This window comes from Chryseobacterium sp. JV558 (genome assembly GCF_033712365.1).
Taxonomy (GTDB): Bacteria; Bacteroidota; Bacteroidia; order Flavobacteriales; family Weeksellaceae; genus Chryseobacterium.
Window position 1 is genome coordinate 236,830 of sequence record NZ_WJHU01000004.1, and the last position, 15,649, is coordinate 252,478.

Annotated in this window: 15 protein-coding genes; 8 read left to right on the forward strand and 7 right to left on the reverse strand. The window is 35.7% G+C overall.

The annotated features are described in order from the left end of the window. The first annotated feature begins 44 nt into the window (after window positions 1-44). The 4 genes from GFU89_RS15550 to GFU89_RS15565 all read left to right on the forward strand — a co-directional run bounded on the left by GFU89_RS15550 (window position 45) and on the right by GFU89_RS15565 (window position 3,682). Window positions 45-1,208: an iron-containing alcohol dehydrogenase gene (locus GFU89_RS15550; RefSeq protein ID WP_318848002.1), complete on the forward strand. Its 1,164-nt coding sequence runs from the start codon at window positions 45-47 to the stop codon at window positions 1,206-1,208. Window positions 1,209-1,519: 311 nt separating this feature from the next. After that, on the forward strand, window positions 1,520-1,984 hold the full coding sequence (locus GFU89_RS15555) for a lipocalin family protein (protein ID WP_318848003.1): 465 nt from the start codon (window positions 1,520-1,522) through the stop codon (window positions 1,982-1,984). 65 nt (window positions 1,985-2,049) lie between these two features. Next, on the forward strand, window positions 2,050-2,706 hold the full coding sequence (locus tag GFU89_RS15560) for a GDSL-type esterase/lipase family protein (RefSeq protein WP_318848004.1): 657 nt from the start codon (window positions 2,050-2,052) through the stop codon (window positions 2,704-2,706). Between the two features lie 10 nt (window positions 2,707-2,716). Then, window positions 2,717-3,682 carry a tetratricopeptide repeat protein gene (locus tag GFU89_RS15565; protein ID WP_318848005.1) on the forward strand — a complete coding sequence of 322 codons (966 nt, stop codon included), beginning with the start codon at window positions 2,717-2,719 and terminating at the stop codon, window positions 3,680-3,682. 41 nt (window positions 3,683-3,723) lie between these two features. Here the strand turns inward: GFU89_RS15565 and GFU89_RS15570 are convergent, their stop codons facing one another. From GFU89_RS15570 to GFU89_RS15580, 3 genes are all read right to left on the reverse strand, one after another. Further along, a complete protein-coding gene (locus GFU89_RS15570; RefSeq protein ID WP_318848006.1) occupies window positions 3,724-5,076 on the reverse strand; it encodes a DEAD/DEAH box helicase in 1,353 nt (450 codons plus the stop codon). A 183-nt stretch (window positions 5,077-5,259) separates the two neighbouring features. Then, window positions 5,260-5,769 carry a hypothetical protein gene (locus GFU89_RS15575; RefSeq protein ID WP_318848007.1) on the reverse strand — a complete coding sequence of 170 codons (510 nt, stop codon included), beginning with the start codon at window positions 5,767-5,769 and terminating at the stop codon, window positions 5,260-5,262. 70 nt (window positions 5,770-5,839) lie between these two features. Then, window positions 5,840-7,486 carry an ABC1 kinase family protein gene (locus GFU89_RS15580; RefSeq protein WP_318848008.1) on the reverse strand — a complete coding sequence of 549 codons (1,647 nt, stop codon included), beginning with the start codon at window positions 7,484-7,486 and terminating at the stop codon, window positions 5,840-5,842. A 211-nt stretch (window positions 7,487-7,697) separates the two neighbouring features. Here GFU89_RS15580 and GFU89_RS15585 point away from each other — a divergent pair, with 211 nt between their 5' ends. Together GFU89_RS15585 and GFU89_RS15590 are read left to right on the forward strand one after the other, a co-directional pair. After that, the gene (locus GFU89_RS15585; protein WP_167510741.1) at window positions 7,698-7,862 is read left to right on the forward strand and encodes a hypothetical protein; all 165 of its coding nucleotides are present in this window, start codon (window positions 7,698-7,700) and stop codon (window positions 7,860-7,862) included. Between the two features lie 83 nt (window positions 7,863-7,945). Continuing rightward, window positions 7,946-8,104, forward strand: coding sequence for a hypothetical protein (locus GFU89_RS15590; protein ID WP_318848009.1), 159 nt, complete (start codon window positions 7,946-7,948; stop codon window positions 8,102-8,104). 58 nt (window positions 8,105-8,162) lie between these two features. Here the strand turns inward: GFU89_RS15590 and GFU89_RS15595 are convergent, their stop codons facing one another. Next, on the reverse strand, window positions 8,163-9,671 hold the full coding sequence (locus tag GFU89_RS15595) for a carbon-nitrogen hydrolase family protein (RefSeq protein ID WP_124536194.1): 1,509 nt from the start codon (window positions 9,669-9,671) through the stop codon (window positions 8,163-8,165). A gap of 54 nt (window positions 9,672-9,725) precedes the next feature. Here GFU89_RS15595 and GFU89_RS15600 point away from each other — a divergent pair, with 54 nt between their 5' ends. Continuing rightward, window positions 9,726-10,379: a hypothetical protein gene (locus GFU89_RS15600; protein ID WP_318848010.1), complete on the forward strand. Its 654-nt coding sequence runs from the start codon at window positions 9,726-9,728 to the stop codon at window positions 10,377-10,379. A 349-nt stretch (window positions 10,380-10,728) separates the two neighbouring features. Next, complete coding sequence (locus tag GFU89_RS15605) at window positions 10,729-11,031, forward strand: hypothetical protein (protein ID WP_318848011.1); 303 nt, start codon at window positions 10,729-10,731, stop codon at window positions 11,029-11,031. 55 nt (window positions 11,032-11,086) lie between these two features. Here the strand turns inward: GFU89_RS15605 and guaA are convergent, their stop codons facing one another. From guaA to purH, 3 genes are all read right to left on the reverse strand, one after another. Beyond that, window positions 11,087-12,616, reverse strand: a complete 1,530-nt coding sequence (guaA, locus tag GFU89_RS15610) for a glutamine-hydrolyzing GMP synthase (protein WP_318848012.1) — start codon at window positions 12,614-12,616, stop codon at window positions 11,087-11,089. Between the two features lie 152 nt (window positions 12,617-12,768). Further along, window positions 12,769-14,007 (reverse strand): phosphoribosylamine--glycine ligase, encoded by a 1,239-nt coding sequence (gene purD / locus GFU89_RS15615; protein WP_318848013.1) that lies wholly within the window; start codon window positions 14,005-14,007, stop codon window positions 12,769-12,771. 88 nt (window positions 14,008-14,095) lie between these two features. Beyond that, window positions 14,096-15,613 carry a bifunctional phosphoribosylaminoimidazolecarboxamide formyltransferase/IMP cyclohydrolase gene (gene purH, locus GFU89_RS15620; protein WP_318848014.1) on the reverse strand — a complete coding sequence of 506 codons (1,518 nt, stop codon included), beginning with the start codon at window positions 15,611-15,613 and terminating at the stop codon, window positions 14,096-14,098. Window positions 15,614-15,649 lie beyond the last annotated feature (36 nt).

The window sequence follows — 15,649 nt, forward strand, 5'->3', positions numbered from 1 at the left end:
TTCCTTTTCCATTCCGTAAATTTGGGTACAATAAATTTAGAACAATGCTTAATTTCGAGTTTAAAAATCCAACAAAAATACTTTTCGGGAAAGGCGAAATCGCTAAAATTTCCAAAGAAATCCCTAAAGATGCCAAAATATTAATGATTTACGGAGGCGGGAGCATCAAAAACAATGGTGTTTACGACCAGGTAACAGAAGCTTTGAAAGATCATGAAGTGTATGAATTTGGTGGAGTTCCTGCCAATCCTGAATATGAAGTCTTAATCAATGCCTTAAGTTTTATTAAAGAAAAAAATATCACTTACCTTCTTGCTGTTGGTGGCGGATCTGTGATTGACGGAACAAAATTCCTCTCTGCAGCAGCTAATTATACTGGTGAGCCATGGGATATTCTGAGAAATTCGGTAAGAACTTTTGAAGGACAAGGAATGCCGTTTGGAAGTATTTTAACGCTCCCTGCAACCGGTTCAGAAATGAATTCGGGGTATGTTATTTCAAGAAGAGAGACCAATGAAAAACTATCTTCCGGAGGTCCCGGTCTTTTCCCACAGTTTTCTGTACTGGATCCTGAAGTAATCAAATCTATTCCAAAAAATCAAATTGTGAACGGAATTACCGATGCGTATACCCACGTATTGGAACAATACATGACGGCTCCTTCTTCTGCTGATCTTCAGGAAAGAATTGCAGAAAGCATTCTGATCAGTCTTCAGGAAACTGCTCCTAAAGTATTGGCTGATGATTTCAACTACGATGCTGCTGGAAACTTTATGTGGTGCTGTACAATGGCTCTGAACGGACTGATCCAGAAAGGAGTGATTACAGACTGGGCAGTACATGCCATGGGACATGAGCTGACAGCTTATTTCGGTATTGATCATGCCAGAACGCTGGCAATTATCGCTCCATCCCACTACCGTTACAATTTTGATGATAAAAAAGGGAAACTTGCACAATATGCAGAGAGAGTTTGGGGAATAAAAGACGGAAGCGTAGAAGAAAAAGCAGAGCTGGGAATCAAGAAAATGGAAGAATTCTTCCACAGTCTTCATATCAAAACCAAACTTTCTGAATATACAGAAGACTTTAAAGGAACAGCTGAAAAGGTTGAAAAGGCCTTTACAGACAGAAAATGGCTAGGTCTTGGGGAGTATAAAAAACTGACTCCGCAGGATGCCTATAAAATTGTGGAGATGAGCTACTAATAATTCAAAGTTCAAAATTTAAGGTTTAAAAATTACGTTCTAGCTAGCCTTGTAAGTTTTGGCAGAAGCTATGAATGGTAGTTAATTTATATAGAAAGCGGGCTAAAGCCCGCTTCTTTTGATTATAGATGTTATTGACAAACTGTATGTTTTTTTAATCGATTTTTTATTTTTATGGCTTTCTACGCTTGAAAATGCTGATTACCCTCTCGAAATTATTCAATTTACAAACATTCGTTTAAAAAATCATTATTTCATTATAGATATTTCAAATTTATTTATATTTTAGCATATTCTTAAATTTTGTGAAAATGAAAAAACAGCTACTTTTATTTGCCTTTTCTGCCCTGGCACTTACTTCTTGTAAAGATTACAATCTTGACGCTTACGAAATGGATATCATGAAGGGAGATTGGAAGGAAGTTAAAAGGGAAGTAATTTCCGGAAAAGATAATAAAACAGTGCTTTATACTGAAACATTAACTGGATGTGCAGCCAAAAATACTCTTTTCCTAAGAACAGATTATTATGTGAGCTATACAGCCTATACAGGAGTAGGTGCAGATTGCACTCCATCTCCAAAAACTGAAGGAAGATATACTTATGATGCAGATTCAAAAGTTATAGGGATTAAGTTTGGTGAAGAAGAAGCACCCATCACTTACAGAATTGATGTTTTGACAGGTAAAGATCTTAAACTTGCTCAGAAATCCGGAATTTTCGATATGGATGGAGATAAAATTCCTGATATCCCATATGTTACTTACAAAAGATAAATCATAAAACTCCCGATTAACGGGAGTTTTTTATTACTTTTATATCTAATTTAAAACTGAATATAATGAAGAAGATTCTATCAGCATTTCTATTGCTGTGCTTTACTATTGCCTTTTCTCAGGAAAAAAAACCAATGTTCTGGCAGGACATTCAGGAATTCAAAAAACAGGATCAGCAAAACCCGCCACCAAAGGATGCTATCTTATTTCTGGGAAGCTCATCATTCACAAAATGGACTGATATCGTAGATTATTTTCCTGATAAAAAAATTATCAACAGAGGATTCGGAGGTTCCAGGCTTACAGACCTTAATGATTTTTCAAATGATCTTTTAGCTCCCTATCAGCCTAAACAAATCATTATTTACTGTGGTGAAAATGATTTTGCAGACAACCATCAGCTAAAAGCAAAAGTAGTAGTGAACAGATATAAAGCTTTTTATAAAAAAATACGTGAAAGATTCCCTAATATTGAAGTTGATTACATCTCCATTAAATACTCGCCAAGCAGAGAAGTGATCTGGCCGCAGATGAAAATTGCCAACAAAAAGATCGCTGCATTTATGAAAAAAGAACCCAATGCTGAATTCATAGATGTCACTAAAGCTATGGAAGATGCTGAAGGAAATGTAAGAAAAGATATTTTTGTGGAAGATATGCTTCATTTTAAACCAGAAGGATATAAAATCTGGACCAAAGTGATCACTCCTTACCTGAAATAAACGACAACCCATGATAAAAAAACCAATAACCATTTTATTTTCCGTTTTACTGTATTCTCTTTCTTTTTCTCAGGAGAAACCGAATGAAAAAACAATTCTTCAGGAACTTTCAGAAAACGCATGTAAATGCGCTGATTCTATTGCTCTGTCTAACAGAAAGAAAGAAGATATCATTAAAGATGTGCATGGATGTATTGACAAATACACCGGAGCACTTCAGATATCTACCCTTTTGAAAGGAGCAGAAAAACAATCTGAAAACGCCCCCAGTGTCAACGGAAAAAAGCAGATTAACCTGAATTTTAATACTAATAAGAATTCACAGCAGTACAAGGACAGCTATAATGAGCTGGAACGCTATCTGATGCAAAACTGCGAGAGTGTGCAAAGAGCTACCGAAACTACTGAAACCAGTTATGGCAAGTTCTCAAAAAATGATACAGCAATTGACTTCTATGAAAAAGCCGCTGATGCGGGAAAAGCGGAAAACTGGAAAGAAGCTATTCAAAATTATGAACAGGCTGTAAAAGCTGATCCGAAATTCATTTATGCTTGGGATAATCTGGGAATCACCTATAGAAGAGTTGGAGAATATGATAAGGCTCTAAATGCTTATAAACAGTCATTGGCTGCTGATCCAAAAGGTAAAATGCCTTTGCAGAATATAGCAATCACGTATGTTTATAAAAAGGAATATCAGAAAGCTATTGATGCCTATAATGATTTTGACAAAGTATATCCCGGTGATCCGGAAGTTTACTATGGAATGGGGCAAGTTTACTTTACTCATCTGAAGAATAATGAGAAAGGTCTTGATAATATTTGTAAAGCTTACAAGATTTATTCTGAACAGAAATCACCATACCGATCTGATGCTGAAAAAATGATAGGATACATTTACAAGAGTATGAAAGACGAAGGCAAAGCAGATAAGTTTAAAGAAATTTTAAAAAGCAACAACATTCAATTCGATTAAAAATAAAAAAACGATTCCTGATACTGGAATCGTTTTCTTTTTTATTTCTTTCTTTTCGATTTTGATATGGATTTCTGCTGGGCTCTGTTTGCACCGAATTTCTTAGGTGTTTTTCTTTTGGATGGGCCACCCCAGTTTTCCTTTGTATTCTTAGCTTTCTTCTCATGGAAAGCTCCTCCTCCATCATTCAGTTTTACCTGTGCAGGGTTTTTCATTACCACCTGATCTTCTTCAGCCGCAATTTTCTTAGGATTGATCTTAACGTCTTCCGGGAATTCATGAAATTTCAGATCTTTATCCATCAATAGCTCAATATCAAGAATCAAAGGTTCCTCTTTTTTGGTTACAAAAGTTATAGCCTTTCCTTCTTTGTCTGCTCTACCTGTTCTACCAATTCTGTGGATATACTGCTCAGGAATATCTGGAGTTTCAAAGTTGATCACATGGGTAATATTTGAAATATCAAGACCTCTTGCCATTACATCTGTGGTAATCAAACCTCTCACTTCTTCATTCTCAAAGCTCTTCATAGCCTTAAGTCTGTAGTTCTGAGATTTATTAGAGTGAATTACATCAAACTGTTCAGGGAAAAGCTCATCAATTTTAGTAAAGAGCAGGTCAGCATGTCTTTTATTATTGTTAAAAATCAATACCTTGGACATATCTGTATCATTCTTCAGTAAATGTTCAAGTAAGTTGATCTTGGTATTGAAGTTTTCTACTTTATAAGCAGTCTGCTCAATTTTTTCAAGCGGTGTTCCAGATTTTGCTAATGAAATTTCAATCGGGCTTGCAAAATATACATCCAGCATTTCATCTACAGCTTCCGTCATGGTTGCAGAGAAAAGAATATTCTGTCTCTTCTCTTTCATCATTTCAAAAATATGGGTAAGCTGCGGTCTGAAACCTAAATTAAGCATCTCATCAAATTCGTCAATGACAAGTTTCTGAACTTCTTTAAGAGAGATAGCATTGTCTATGGAAAGGTCCATCACTCTTCCCGGTGTTCCTACCAAAATATCGCAGCCATTGTTGAACAATAGTTTTTGAGTATTGATATTTTTCCCACCGTATATTCCGATTACTCTTGCAGTAATATTTTCTGTCAGTTTCTCAAGGATTTCAGTTACCTGTACTACCAATTCTCTTGTAGGAACAAGCACCAAAACAGTTGGATTTCCTGTTTTGCTGTATTTCCAGGTTTTAAGAACGGGTAAAAGGTAAGCTAATGTTTTCCCGGTTCCGGTTTGCGCAATTCCCATTACATCTCTTCCTGAAAGAATAGGTTTCAAGCTCTTCTCCTGAATGGGTGTAGGTTCAAATAATTCCAAATCCGCTAAAACATCAAGAATTTTAACCGGAAGGTCAAAATCTGCAAAAGTGAGTTTTTCCATTTTGCAAAGATAGGTATTTAATTACAAGTTAAAAATTAGAGGGAGCAGATATTAGGTTACAGATTGCAGGTACTAGCTGCCGGGGGAGAATATTCCCTGATTATATTAAGTAAAACAAAATATATTTATATTGATACAATACTTTCAACTGTTAATAAAAAAGACCAACAACAAAGTAACAATCTAATTCACTTTCACACTGTTGCTTTTTATTTTTATATCATCATCTTCCCATTTGCTGGAGGTGACAATAACATATCCTTTCTTTTTCGGATCTTTTTTGATGGGAAACTTATCTTCTTCCCACTGATTACAATGCGTGGAAATAGAAGGAATTAAAAGTTTCCAGCCCGTTTTCCCCGATGTATAGACCAGAAATCCCCGCCAACAGCTTGTACACCACCCAGGATAAATACCAAGTTCATCCTTACCATCCTCATTAAGATCCCCAAGATTGTATAAAGTTCCGTCATAGGCCGGCGAAACAGTAAATGGTTTTATCTTTTTATCACTGAAATAAACAATGGTTTCACATTTTCCGTCACATTCATCAGTACAGTCACTTACTTTTGTATAGGCATATTCTTGGGTTCCATTTCCATCAAAATCTCCCTGAATTTTTTCTCCATTGTTTTCTTGAGCCATACAATATGAGCTGAATAAAGTGATGACTGTTATAATAAGTGTTTTCATTGTTGATTTTGGTTGTTAGATGTGGGATTGGAGATTCGGATTTTAGAATTTATAATTTTTATGTTCTGGATTACTTTCGTGTCACTCTCAATAAAAGTATTAATACTAAAATGATTGAAAAAACAAAACCTAAAACGGCTACTAAAGACAGCTCTCCTATTCTCGGCCCGGATTCTGAACTAAAAACAATTGCTGTTGCAATGATATTCGCACCTAAAATCATGGCCAAAATCAAATTGACCACACTGGATTTGATCAGCTGGTTGGTCTTATCTATATTTTTGATCTCACTGGAAACCGTAAATTTGTTTTCATCCAGTTTTTGAAGAACAGAACGGAGCTCTTTCGGGATTTCATCCACATTATCTGTGAAGTTCATCATTCTGTCCATTCCTGTTTTTAAAAGATTCTTAGGGTTTATTTTCTTGGTAAAAATCTTTTTGGTGTAAGGATGAAGACTTTTAACGATATCCAGATCAGGGTTAATGCTTCTTCCCACTCCTTCTATCAGGCTGATCCCTTTGAATAAAAGATAGAAATAATCTGGCATATAAAGCCTGTTGTCCTTTAAAATATCTTTCATCTTGTTGATGATCACCTGTACATTAATATCCTGCAGTGATGAGCTGTGAACAAAATTCAGAATGTCATCTACATCGTTTTCAAATCTTCTCTCATCAGGAATTTCATAGCTTATGGCCATTTTCTTGAGCGAGCGGACTATTTTATGTGAATTTTTGGCCACAAAACTTACGATAAGATTTTCAAGAATTTCTTTATCATTAGGCTGAATTTTTCCTACTGCGCCAAAATCTATAAAAACAATTTTACCGTCTTTTTTCACTAAAATATTTCCGCCATGAGGATCTGCATGGAAGAATCCATAGTCTAGGATCTGTGATACAAACAACCTTAATCCTGCTTCGGAAACTTTTACAGGATCAATGCCATTGGCTAAGAGAAGTGATTTATCGGTAACCTTTATCCCATCAATGAATTCCATACAAAGAATATTGTTGTTGGAAAATTCTTCATAGACTTTTGGGACATAGGTTTCTTTGTTATTTTTAAAATTCAGGCGGAACTGCTGGATATTATTTCTTTCATTAGTCAAAGACACTTCTTCCAACAAAGACCTTTCAAAGGTAGAAATGGCTTGCTTCAGGTTAAGTTTTTCTCCTATTTCGGAATATGCAGAGATCAGCTTTTCAATATCTTTGATCAACAATAAATCATCCTCAATAACTGACTGTACATCAGGTTTTCTCAATTTTAAAATCACCGGACTGCCATCCAGCAAAACAGCTTTGTAAACCTGTGCAATGGAAGCTGTAGCCAATGGTTCTTTCTGAATTTCGCGGAAATAATCTTTAACGGAAATATTGAACTCACTTTCCAGCGCTTCTTCTACATCCATATCTACCGTTTCTACTTTATCCTGAAGTTTCTGCAGTTCCTGAATCAATTCCGGAGGTAATAGATCTTCTCTGTTGCTGAATGTCTGGCCAAGCTTTACAAAAGTAGGTCCCAGTTCTTCAAGAGCCAGTCTTATTCTTTCATAAACGGTTCCTTTTGAAATGATTTCATCTGAACCGGAAGTTTCTTCCTGTTTATTTCCCCCATTCATTCTTGCCAGCATATCTTTGAATCCATATTTACTCAATACGGAAATCAGTCTTGCGGATCTTTTCAGTTTTCTTTGCTGCTTGTCAAACATAGTATATCAATAGTAGGTGCAATTTACTCCAAAAATTGTTCCTTTATTAAAAAGAATCATCACAATAACACCAACCTATAAAGTTAAAAATAGCAACACGAAATCAATGTTTTAAAGAATTAAATACATCAATAATTACAAAAACCTCCATTTATCATAAAAATTAATATATTTACAACGTACAAATAAAACAAACCAAAAGTATTACAACATGAAAAATTTACGTAACAACAAACTTTCAAGAGAGCAATTAAAAGGGATTGCAGGAAGCGGAATCATTATCGGAAACTGCTCAAACCAATGCTGTCCTACAGACGGAAGACCAAGATGTCCAAAACTGATCTGCCCTGCCGTAGTATGTCCTCAGTATATGTAATTTACCCCGGTAAGCAACAATAAAAGTGATCAAAAGATCGGTTTTTATTGTATACGACTATACTTAATCAAAAAATATTCAAAATGAAAAATTTACGCAACAACAAACTTTCAAGAAAGCAATTAAAAGGGGTTATAGGAAGTATGGGCATCAACTGTACCTATGAGTGCTGTCCTACTGACGGAAGACCAACATGCCCATGGCTAATGTGTCCCGACGTAGTATGTCCTGAGTACTCATAATGGCTCCCAAAATAAATTTTAGGTAAATAAAAACAGAATGCAAATGCATTCTGTTTTGTTATTTAAGATAGGTTTCATAAAGATCTTTCCTTCTGTCATTCATTACCTGCACTGAACCGTTGTGATGGAGGTCCTTCAATAGATTAAGGTCTACATCTACAATAAGGGTCATTTCTGTATTGGGAGTAGCTTCTCCTTTTACTGCATTGGATGGGAAAGCAAAATCTGAAGGAGTGAATACGGCAGCCTGTCCGAACTGGATATCCATATTGTTTACTCCCGGCAGGTTACCCACACAACCCGCAATAGCCACATAACATTCATTTTCAATTGCTCTCGCAGCAGCACAGTGACGCACTCTGATATAGGCATTTTGCGTATCTGTAAGGTAAGGAACAAAAAGAACCTTCATTCCCTGATCGGCCAGAATTCTTGGTAATTCAGGAAATTCTACATCATAACAGATCACAAGTCCTATTTTCCCGCAGTCGGTATCAAAAACCCGAATCTCGTTTCCTCCTTTCATCCCGTAATATTTTTTTTCGTTTGGAGTGATATGGATTTTTCGGTATTCATCAATACGTCCATCACGGTGCAACAGATAGCTGACATTGTACAAATCATTATTATCATGATCAAACACAGGCATGCTTCCTGAAATAATATTGACATTATAACTGATCGCCAATTCAGAAATTTTATTCTTTATTTCTTCACTTAATTTAGCCAGCTCGATCATACTGTCTCTTTCTGAAAGCTTATTGAAGGGTGCTAAAAGTGGAGTATTGAAAAGTTCAGGGAAAAGAACAAAGTCTGATTTGTAGTCTCCCATTACATTAACAAAGAACTCTACCTGCTCATAAAAAGCATCAATATTTTTAAAATGCCTCATCTGCCATTGTACCAACCCTAAGCGGATGATACTATCTTGCATCGTATTGGGCTTTTTGCTGTAATAGATATTGTTCCACTGCAGCAAAACAGCGTTTTCCAATGATGATTCATCTTCGGGAAGATATTTTTTCAGAATCTTTATGGGAAGGAAGTTATTGGAAAGCTGGAAAGACAACACAGGATCATAAATTTCCTTGTCTCTTACTCTTCGGATGTATTCTCTTGGAGAAAGCTCATCACTATATTTATGATAGTTCGGAATTCTTCCACCCAGAATAATTGATTTTAGATTGAGCAGCTCACATAATTCTTTTCTGGCATCATACAATCTTCTTCCCAGACGCAACTCCCGGAATTCAGGATCAACAAAAACTTCTATTCCATACAATACATTTCCTGTTGATAAATGGGTATTGAATGTATAATTCCCTGTGATATCAACATAGGTATGGTCGTCCCCAAATTCGTCATAATTCACGATAATGGACAGCGCTACGGCAGCTAACTTCCCGTCTACGGTGATACAAATCTGACCTTTAGGAAATATTCTCGTAAGTTTTTCTATACTTTTTTTAGACCAGATAGATTCAGACATCTGAGGATACGCCCTTTTCATTGTCACAACCAATTCATCATAATCCTGAACAGTCAGGGGTCTCGTTTCTATTTGCATTTGATATAATTTTACTTAAATTTAGTGAAAAATAATTAAGAAAATATAATAGAAGTGGGTACTTACATAAAATACACTGATGAAAATAATATCGAAATACCAAAAGAACAGGTGCATAAGCTTTCAGAATTTAATTGTTTAGTTTATGATTCTACTACTAATGAGCTTAAGAAAATAGAGCGGTTTTCAAAAAACTACAGAACACAGCAAATTGAACAATTAGGAGGTGAAATCTTTCTTTCTTCGGAAGACCAATTACCAGAAGTCATTACTAATCATATAGATATTGGGTCATTTGGCAAGCCTTGGACATTTTATTATAATAAAGAAAAGAACAATAAAGGAGAGGCTCAATGGGAGTATGTATTTTATCGTAATGGCAGCCTGTTCGGCAAAGGTATTTTTGTATTTGACGATAGAAATAGAAAATTAGCCGGATGCGCAATAGATTTAATGAAAGGCCTCACAACTGATAAATTTAAAAATTTTTATGGTGATCCTTCTGTATTTGATGATGAATTCCAAAATGAAACCATTCCTAATATTCAATTTAAATATAAACAAGATGATTCTATCGAGGAAATTTATTTTCAAGATGATGATTATTCGTTGAGAGATTTTCTAAATAATGACGAAATAAGTATGAAATTCAATTGGAAAGAAAAAACATATTATCATTCTTTTGAGCCCTTACTTTCCTCAAATTAGAAAACATCTTTTTAAACTTTTATTGATAAATGAAACCATATGCACTCACCTTAATCATAAGTGTCACCATTATTTTTATCTTAAGATTTTTTTATCCTGACTCAATCATAAATATTTCACATAATTTAAACTTGTTTTCAGTATTTCAATTAAATGTTCAGGAAGTTAAAACCCTTGTTTATTTATATTTAGCCGGATTAGTATTTTTAAACTATCTTATTTTCCATAAGCATATATTATTCAAGCTGATCTATTGTTTATTAATTACTATCAATATCATACTCATCGTTTTTTCATTAAAACAATTTTTATAGATTTCTTCAAACACACAGCATTTATATTATAAATTATGGAAGAGTTGATTTATCAAAAAATTCAGGAATACGATTCAAAAATGGAAAATTTTGAAGTTTCATTTACTGATCATACCTTATCAATAGATGATTTAATTAGTTTGTATAGATTTAGAAATGAGATAGCAAGAACTGAAGATGTAAAGAAACTAACACAAAAAATCCATGATGATTTCTGTCTGATAAAACAACAGCGTCATGAAAACATCAAATTTGTCACTGCAAGATATGATGGAATAGCTAGAATGTTCTTTTTCAGTGAAGATTATTCTAAAATTTTTTCGGATCATCAATTGTAACAAAAAAATCCCACCCAAAACGGGCAGGATTTATATTTTAAATTCAAGTCAAAGATTATTCCCACTCAATCGTTGCAGGTGGTTTGCTAGAAATATCGTAAGCTACTCTATTGATTCCTCTTACTTCGTTGATGATTCTGCTGGAAACAGTATCAAGGAACTCATAAGGAAGTCTGCTCCATGTTGCTGTCATAAAGTCGATAGTGTTGGCAGAACGAACTACAGCGGTGTATTCGTAAGTTCTTTCGTCTCCCATTACTCCTACAGATTTTACTGGAAGAAGTACAACGAATGCCTGAGATACTTTTTCGTAAAGGTCATTTTTGTATAATTCTTCGATGAAGATATCATCAGCTTCCTGAAGAATTCTTACTTTATCAGCATCTACAGCTCCCAATACTCTGATTCCTAATCCAGGTCCTGGGAAAGGGTGTCTGTATACCATGTGGTGAGGAATTCCTAATTCTTCTCCTACTCTTCTTACTTCGTCTTTGAAAAGCTCTCTTAGCGGCTCTAATAATTCGAATTCCATATCTTCAGGAAGTCCTCCTACGTTGTGGTGAGACTTGATCACTGCAGATGGTCCGTTTACAGACTGGCTCTCAATAACGTCAGGGTAAATGGTTCCCTGCGCTAAGAATTTAGCACCTTCAATTTTATGAGATTCTTCATCAAATACATGGATGAATTCGTTTCCGATAATCTTTCTCTTTGCTTCAGGATCGTCAACACCAGCTAATTTTGTAAGGAATCTGTCCTGAGCTTCTACCATTTTAATGTTCATATGGAAATGCTCTCCATACTGATCCATTACTTTCTTACCCTCATCCTTTCTCAATAATCCCGTATCTACGAAGATACAAGTCAACTGATCACCGATTGCTTTGTGGATCAAAACAGCCGCTACAGAAGAGTCTACTCCTCCTGAAAGTCCAAGGATCACTTTGTTGTCTCCTACTTTCTCACGGATTTCCTCAACTGTTTTTTCAATATAGTTAGTCAGTTTCCAGTTTTTCTCTGAGTTACAGATTCCGAAAACAAAATTTTCAAGCATTTTCCCTCCTTCTTCTGTATGAGAAACTTCCGGGTGGAACTGAACACAATAGATTTTGCTTTCTTCATTTGAGATAGAAGCAATAACACCTGATTTTGCATTCAATTCAAAACCTGCAGGCAATTCTCCTACTTCGTCAAAGTGGCTCATCCAAACTACAGAGTTCTGGGTAACTCCTTTTAGTAAAGAACTTTCTTTAACGATCTCTAGGTTTGCTTTACCGTATTCTCCTTTTTCTCCTTTGTTTACTTTTCCTCCTAAAAGGTGAGCAGTCATCTGCATTCCGTAGCAGATTCCCAACACAGGAATTCCTTGTTCGTACAGTTCTTTTTCAACCAGGTGAGCATTCTCTGCGTTTACAGAGCTTGGTCCACCGGAAAGGATAATTCCTTTTGGCTGTTTTGCTAAAATATCTTGTAAAGGTGTATTGTAAGGTAAGATTTCAGAGTACACTCCCATCTCACGGATTCTTCTTCCGATAAGTTGGTTGTACTGGGATCCGAAATCTAAAATAATAATACCGTTGTTCATTTTGATAATTGATTTGTTTGAAAGATATCAGACATCAGATTTCAGATTTTTGTTCTGAAGTCTGGAATCTAGTATCTGACTCTTATTTTTAATATTAACTGTTTTACAAAAAAAGACTTGGAATAGCTCCAAATCTTTTTTCGTGATTTTTATTAAAACTTTCCGATGTCTTCTCTGTAGAAGCCGTAATCGAAATGTACGTGACTTGCATCTTCGTAAACTTTCTTGCGGGCATCTTCATAGGTAGCTCCTGTAGCCACAATGTTCAGTACTCTACCACCATTGGAAACCACTTTATCTCCTTTGCTGATTGCTCCTGCATATAATAGTTTACTATGTTTCAGTTTATCTTCTCCTGTAATTTCGAAACCTATTTCGATGTTTCTTGGATATCCTCCTGAACACATTACAAGGCAAACTGCTTTTTCGTCTTTAAATTTAAGTTCAATGTCTTTTCCTTCCATACAGTCCTGGATCACATCTAAAAGATTGTTTTCCATAAGTGCCATCAATACCTGAGTTTCAGGATCTCCGAATCTCATGTTGTATTCAAGAAGGTAAGCTCCGTTTTTCGTAACCATCAATCCGAAGAAGATGATTCCTTTAAATCCAAAACCTTCGGCTTTAAGCCCCTTAACAGTAGGCTCTAAGATATTTTTCTCGAAGTCTGCATAGTGCTCCTGAGTAAATTCCGGACTTGGTGCTACTGATCCCATACCTCCTGTATTAGGTCCTGTATCACCGTTTCCAGCTTTCTTATAGTCTTTTGCTGCTACACATGGGAATAGTTTTTCACCATTAGAGAAAGCAATAATAGACGCTTCAAAACCTTGTAAAAATTCTTCAATAACTAAACGGATACCAGCATCTCCATAGATTCTTCTGATCATGAAGTCATGAATGGTAGCTTCAGCTTCTTCAAGGTTGTCACAAATAACAACACCTTTTCCACCTGCCAAACCACTGGCTTTAATTACCAAAGGATACTGCTGGGTCTGCACATATTCTTTAGCATCATTGTATGAATCAAATACGACCGCCTTAGCTGTTTTGATATCATAGGTCTGCATAAATTTCTTAGAGAAAGCTTTACTTCCTTCAAGGCTTGCTACTTTCTGAGTAGGACCGAAAACTTTAAGATCGTGTTTTTTAAATTCGTCCTTGATACCCGCTACAAGAGGAGCTTCCGGACCTACGATCGTAAGATCAATCTTTTCTTTAATAGCGAAATCTCTAAGTTCTTTGATTTCCGATAAATGAACATTTTTCCCTATTACATCGGTAGTAGCATTCCCGTTAGCAAAAAACATTTTAGAAATTCTTGAGTCATTCTGAAGCTTTGCCGCTAAAGCAGATTCTCTACCGCCTTCACCTATGATTAATATTCTCATACTTTTTTATTATCTAGTCTTATTTTACAAATATATAATTTTGAATGCTAAAAATACAATCCCTAATTATTTTTTAATTCTATTTTAATTAGTGGAAAAAGTGTCTAACACCTGTAAACATCATTGGGATACCGTGTTCATTTGCAGCCTCTACACTATCCTGATCTTTTACACTTCCACCTGGCTGAATAATCGCCTTGATACCTTCCTGAGCGCAGAAATCTACTACATCACGGAAAGGGAAAAATGCATCTGAAGCCAATACTAAGTCTCCGGAGAATTTTTCTTTTGCTCTTTCGATAGCCTGCTGTGTTGCCCAGATTCTGTTGACCTGTCCGCCACCAATACCGAATGCCTGAATTCCGTTGGAAACTACAATAGCATTTGATTTCACATATTTTACCACTCTTTGAGAGAAAAGTAATGCTTTTTTCTGCTCTTCTGTAGGCTGTATTTCAGTAACTACTTTGATATCGTCAGAAAAATGAGTATCGTTATCCTGAACCAGGATACCTCCATCTACTTTCACCCAGGTCTGTTTGTCTGAAACAGGGTTTACGATTTTGATGATTCTCAGATTTTTCTTCTTTCTTAAAACTTCAAGAGCTTCTTCGTCAAATTCAGGAGCCATTACAATTTCAAGGAATGTCTTGTTCAATTCTTCCGCTGTTGCTGCATCAATTTTATAGTTCATTGCAACAATTCCGCCAAAGATAGAAACCGGATCACATTCAAATGTTTTCTGATATGTTTCCAACGCTGAAGTTCCGATAGCAACTCCACAAGGGGTAGAGTGTTTTACGGCGCAACAAGCCATTTCTTCTTTGAACTCCGTAACTACTTTCCAGCAAAGGTCCATATCACGAAGATTGTTGAAAGAAAGCTCTTTACCACCAAGTTGTTCAAAGTCTTTCATTGCTCCATTCTCGAAAGTAGAAACATAGTAAGCTGCTGTCTGGTGAGGATTTTCTCCGTATCTTAAATCAGCAACTTTTTTATAAGAAGCATTCAGATACGTAGGATATTCTTCGTCTAAAAGCATTCTTGAAATAGCGGCATCATACGCAGAGGTAAGGTTGAATACTTTTCCTGCAAGCTTTTTACGGGTCTCGATGTATGTATCACCGTTTTGTTCCATTTCCAGTTTTACAGTCGTGTAATCTTCCACATCTGTAATTACGGTAACAGAATCAAAGTTTTTCGCTGCAGAACGAAGCATTGAAGGACCTCCGATATCGATAAATTCTACCTTTTCATGTAAAGAAATGTTTTTGTTCACATTTTCAAAGAAAGGGTAAAGGTTTACGATCACCATGTCAATCAGACCAATTCCGTGTTCCTGAACTGTTTTCATGTGCTCTTCGTTGTTACGAACAGCCAATAATCCTCCGTGAACTTTCGGGTGCAGAGTTTTCACTCTACCATCCAACATTTCAGGGAAATTGGTTACCTCATCAATCTGAATAGGATTTAAACCAGCGTCTTTCAAATGTTTGAACGTTCCTCCTGTTGAGATCAACTCATAATTCTGAGCCTCCAAAAACTGCGCGAATTCTATTAATCCACTTTTGTCAGAAACACTGATTAAAACTCTCTTTTTACTCATTTTACTTTCAATTTTTTACTTTTTACAGCTATTTCA

What these genes read in the sequence shown, in the direction of transcription:
- GFU89_RS15550 (WP_318848002.1), top strand. Translation starts at nt 45, where the DNA reads ATGCTTAATTTCGAGTTTAAAAATCCAACAAAAATACTTTTCGGGAAA.
- GFU89_RS15555 (WP_318848003.1), top strand. Translation starts at nt 1,520, where the DNA reads ATGAAAAAACAGCTACTTTTATTTGCCTTTTCTGCCCTGGCACTTACT.
- GFU89_RS15560 (WP_318848004.1), top strand. Translation starts at nt 2,050, where the DNA reads ATGAAGAAGATTCTATCAGCATTTCTATTGCTGTGCTTTACTATTGCC.
- GFU89_RS15565 (WP_318848005.1), top strand. Translation starts at nt 2,717, where the DNA reads ATGATAAAAAAACCAATAACCATTTTATTTTCCGTTTTACTGTATTCT.
- GFU89_RS15570 (WP_318848006.1), bottom strand. Translation starts at nt 5,076, where the DNA reads ATGGAAAAACTCACTTTTGCAGATTTTGACCTTCCGGTTAAAATTCTT.
- GFU89_RS15575 (WP_318848007.1), bottom strand. Translation starts at nt 5,769, where the DNA reads ATGAAAACACTTATTATAACAGTCATCACTTTATTCAGCTCATATTGT.
- GFU89_RS15580 (WP_318848008.1), bottom strand. Translation starts at nt 7,486, where the DNA reads ATGTTTGACAAGCAGCAAAGAAAACTGAAAAGATCCGCAAGACTGATT.
- GFU89_RS15585 (WP_167510741.1), top strand. Translation starts at nt 7,698, where the DNA reads ATGAAAAATTTACGTAACAACAAACTTTCAAGAGAGCAATTAAAAGGG.
- GFU89_RS15590 (WP_318848009.1), top strand. Translation starts at nt 7,946, where the DNA reads ATGAAAAATTTACGCAACAACAAACTTTCAAGAAAGCAATTAAAAGGG.
- GFU89_RS15595 (WP_124536194.1), bottom strand. Translation starts at nt 9,671, where the DNA reads ATGCAAATAGAAACGAGACCCCTGACTGTTCAGGATTATGATGAATTG.
- GFU89_RS15605 (WP_318848011.1), top strand. Translation starts at nt 10,729, where the DNA reads ATGGAAGAGTTGATTTATCAAAAAATTCAGGAATACGATTCAAAAATG.
- guaA (WP_318848012.1), bottom strand. Translation starts at nt 12,616, where the DNA reads ATGAACAACGGTATTATTATTTTAGATTTCGGATCCCAGTACAACCAA.
- purD (WP_318848013.1), bottom strand. Translation starts at nt 14,007, where the DNA reads ATGAGAATATTAATCATAGGTGAAGGCGGTAGAGAATCTGCTTTAGCG.
- purH (WP_318848014.1), bottom strand. Translation starts at nt 15,613, where the DNA reads ATGAGTAAAAAGAGAGTTTTAATCAGTGTTTCTGACAAAAGTGGATTA.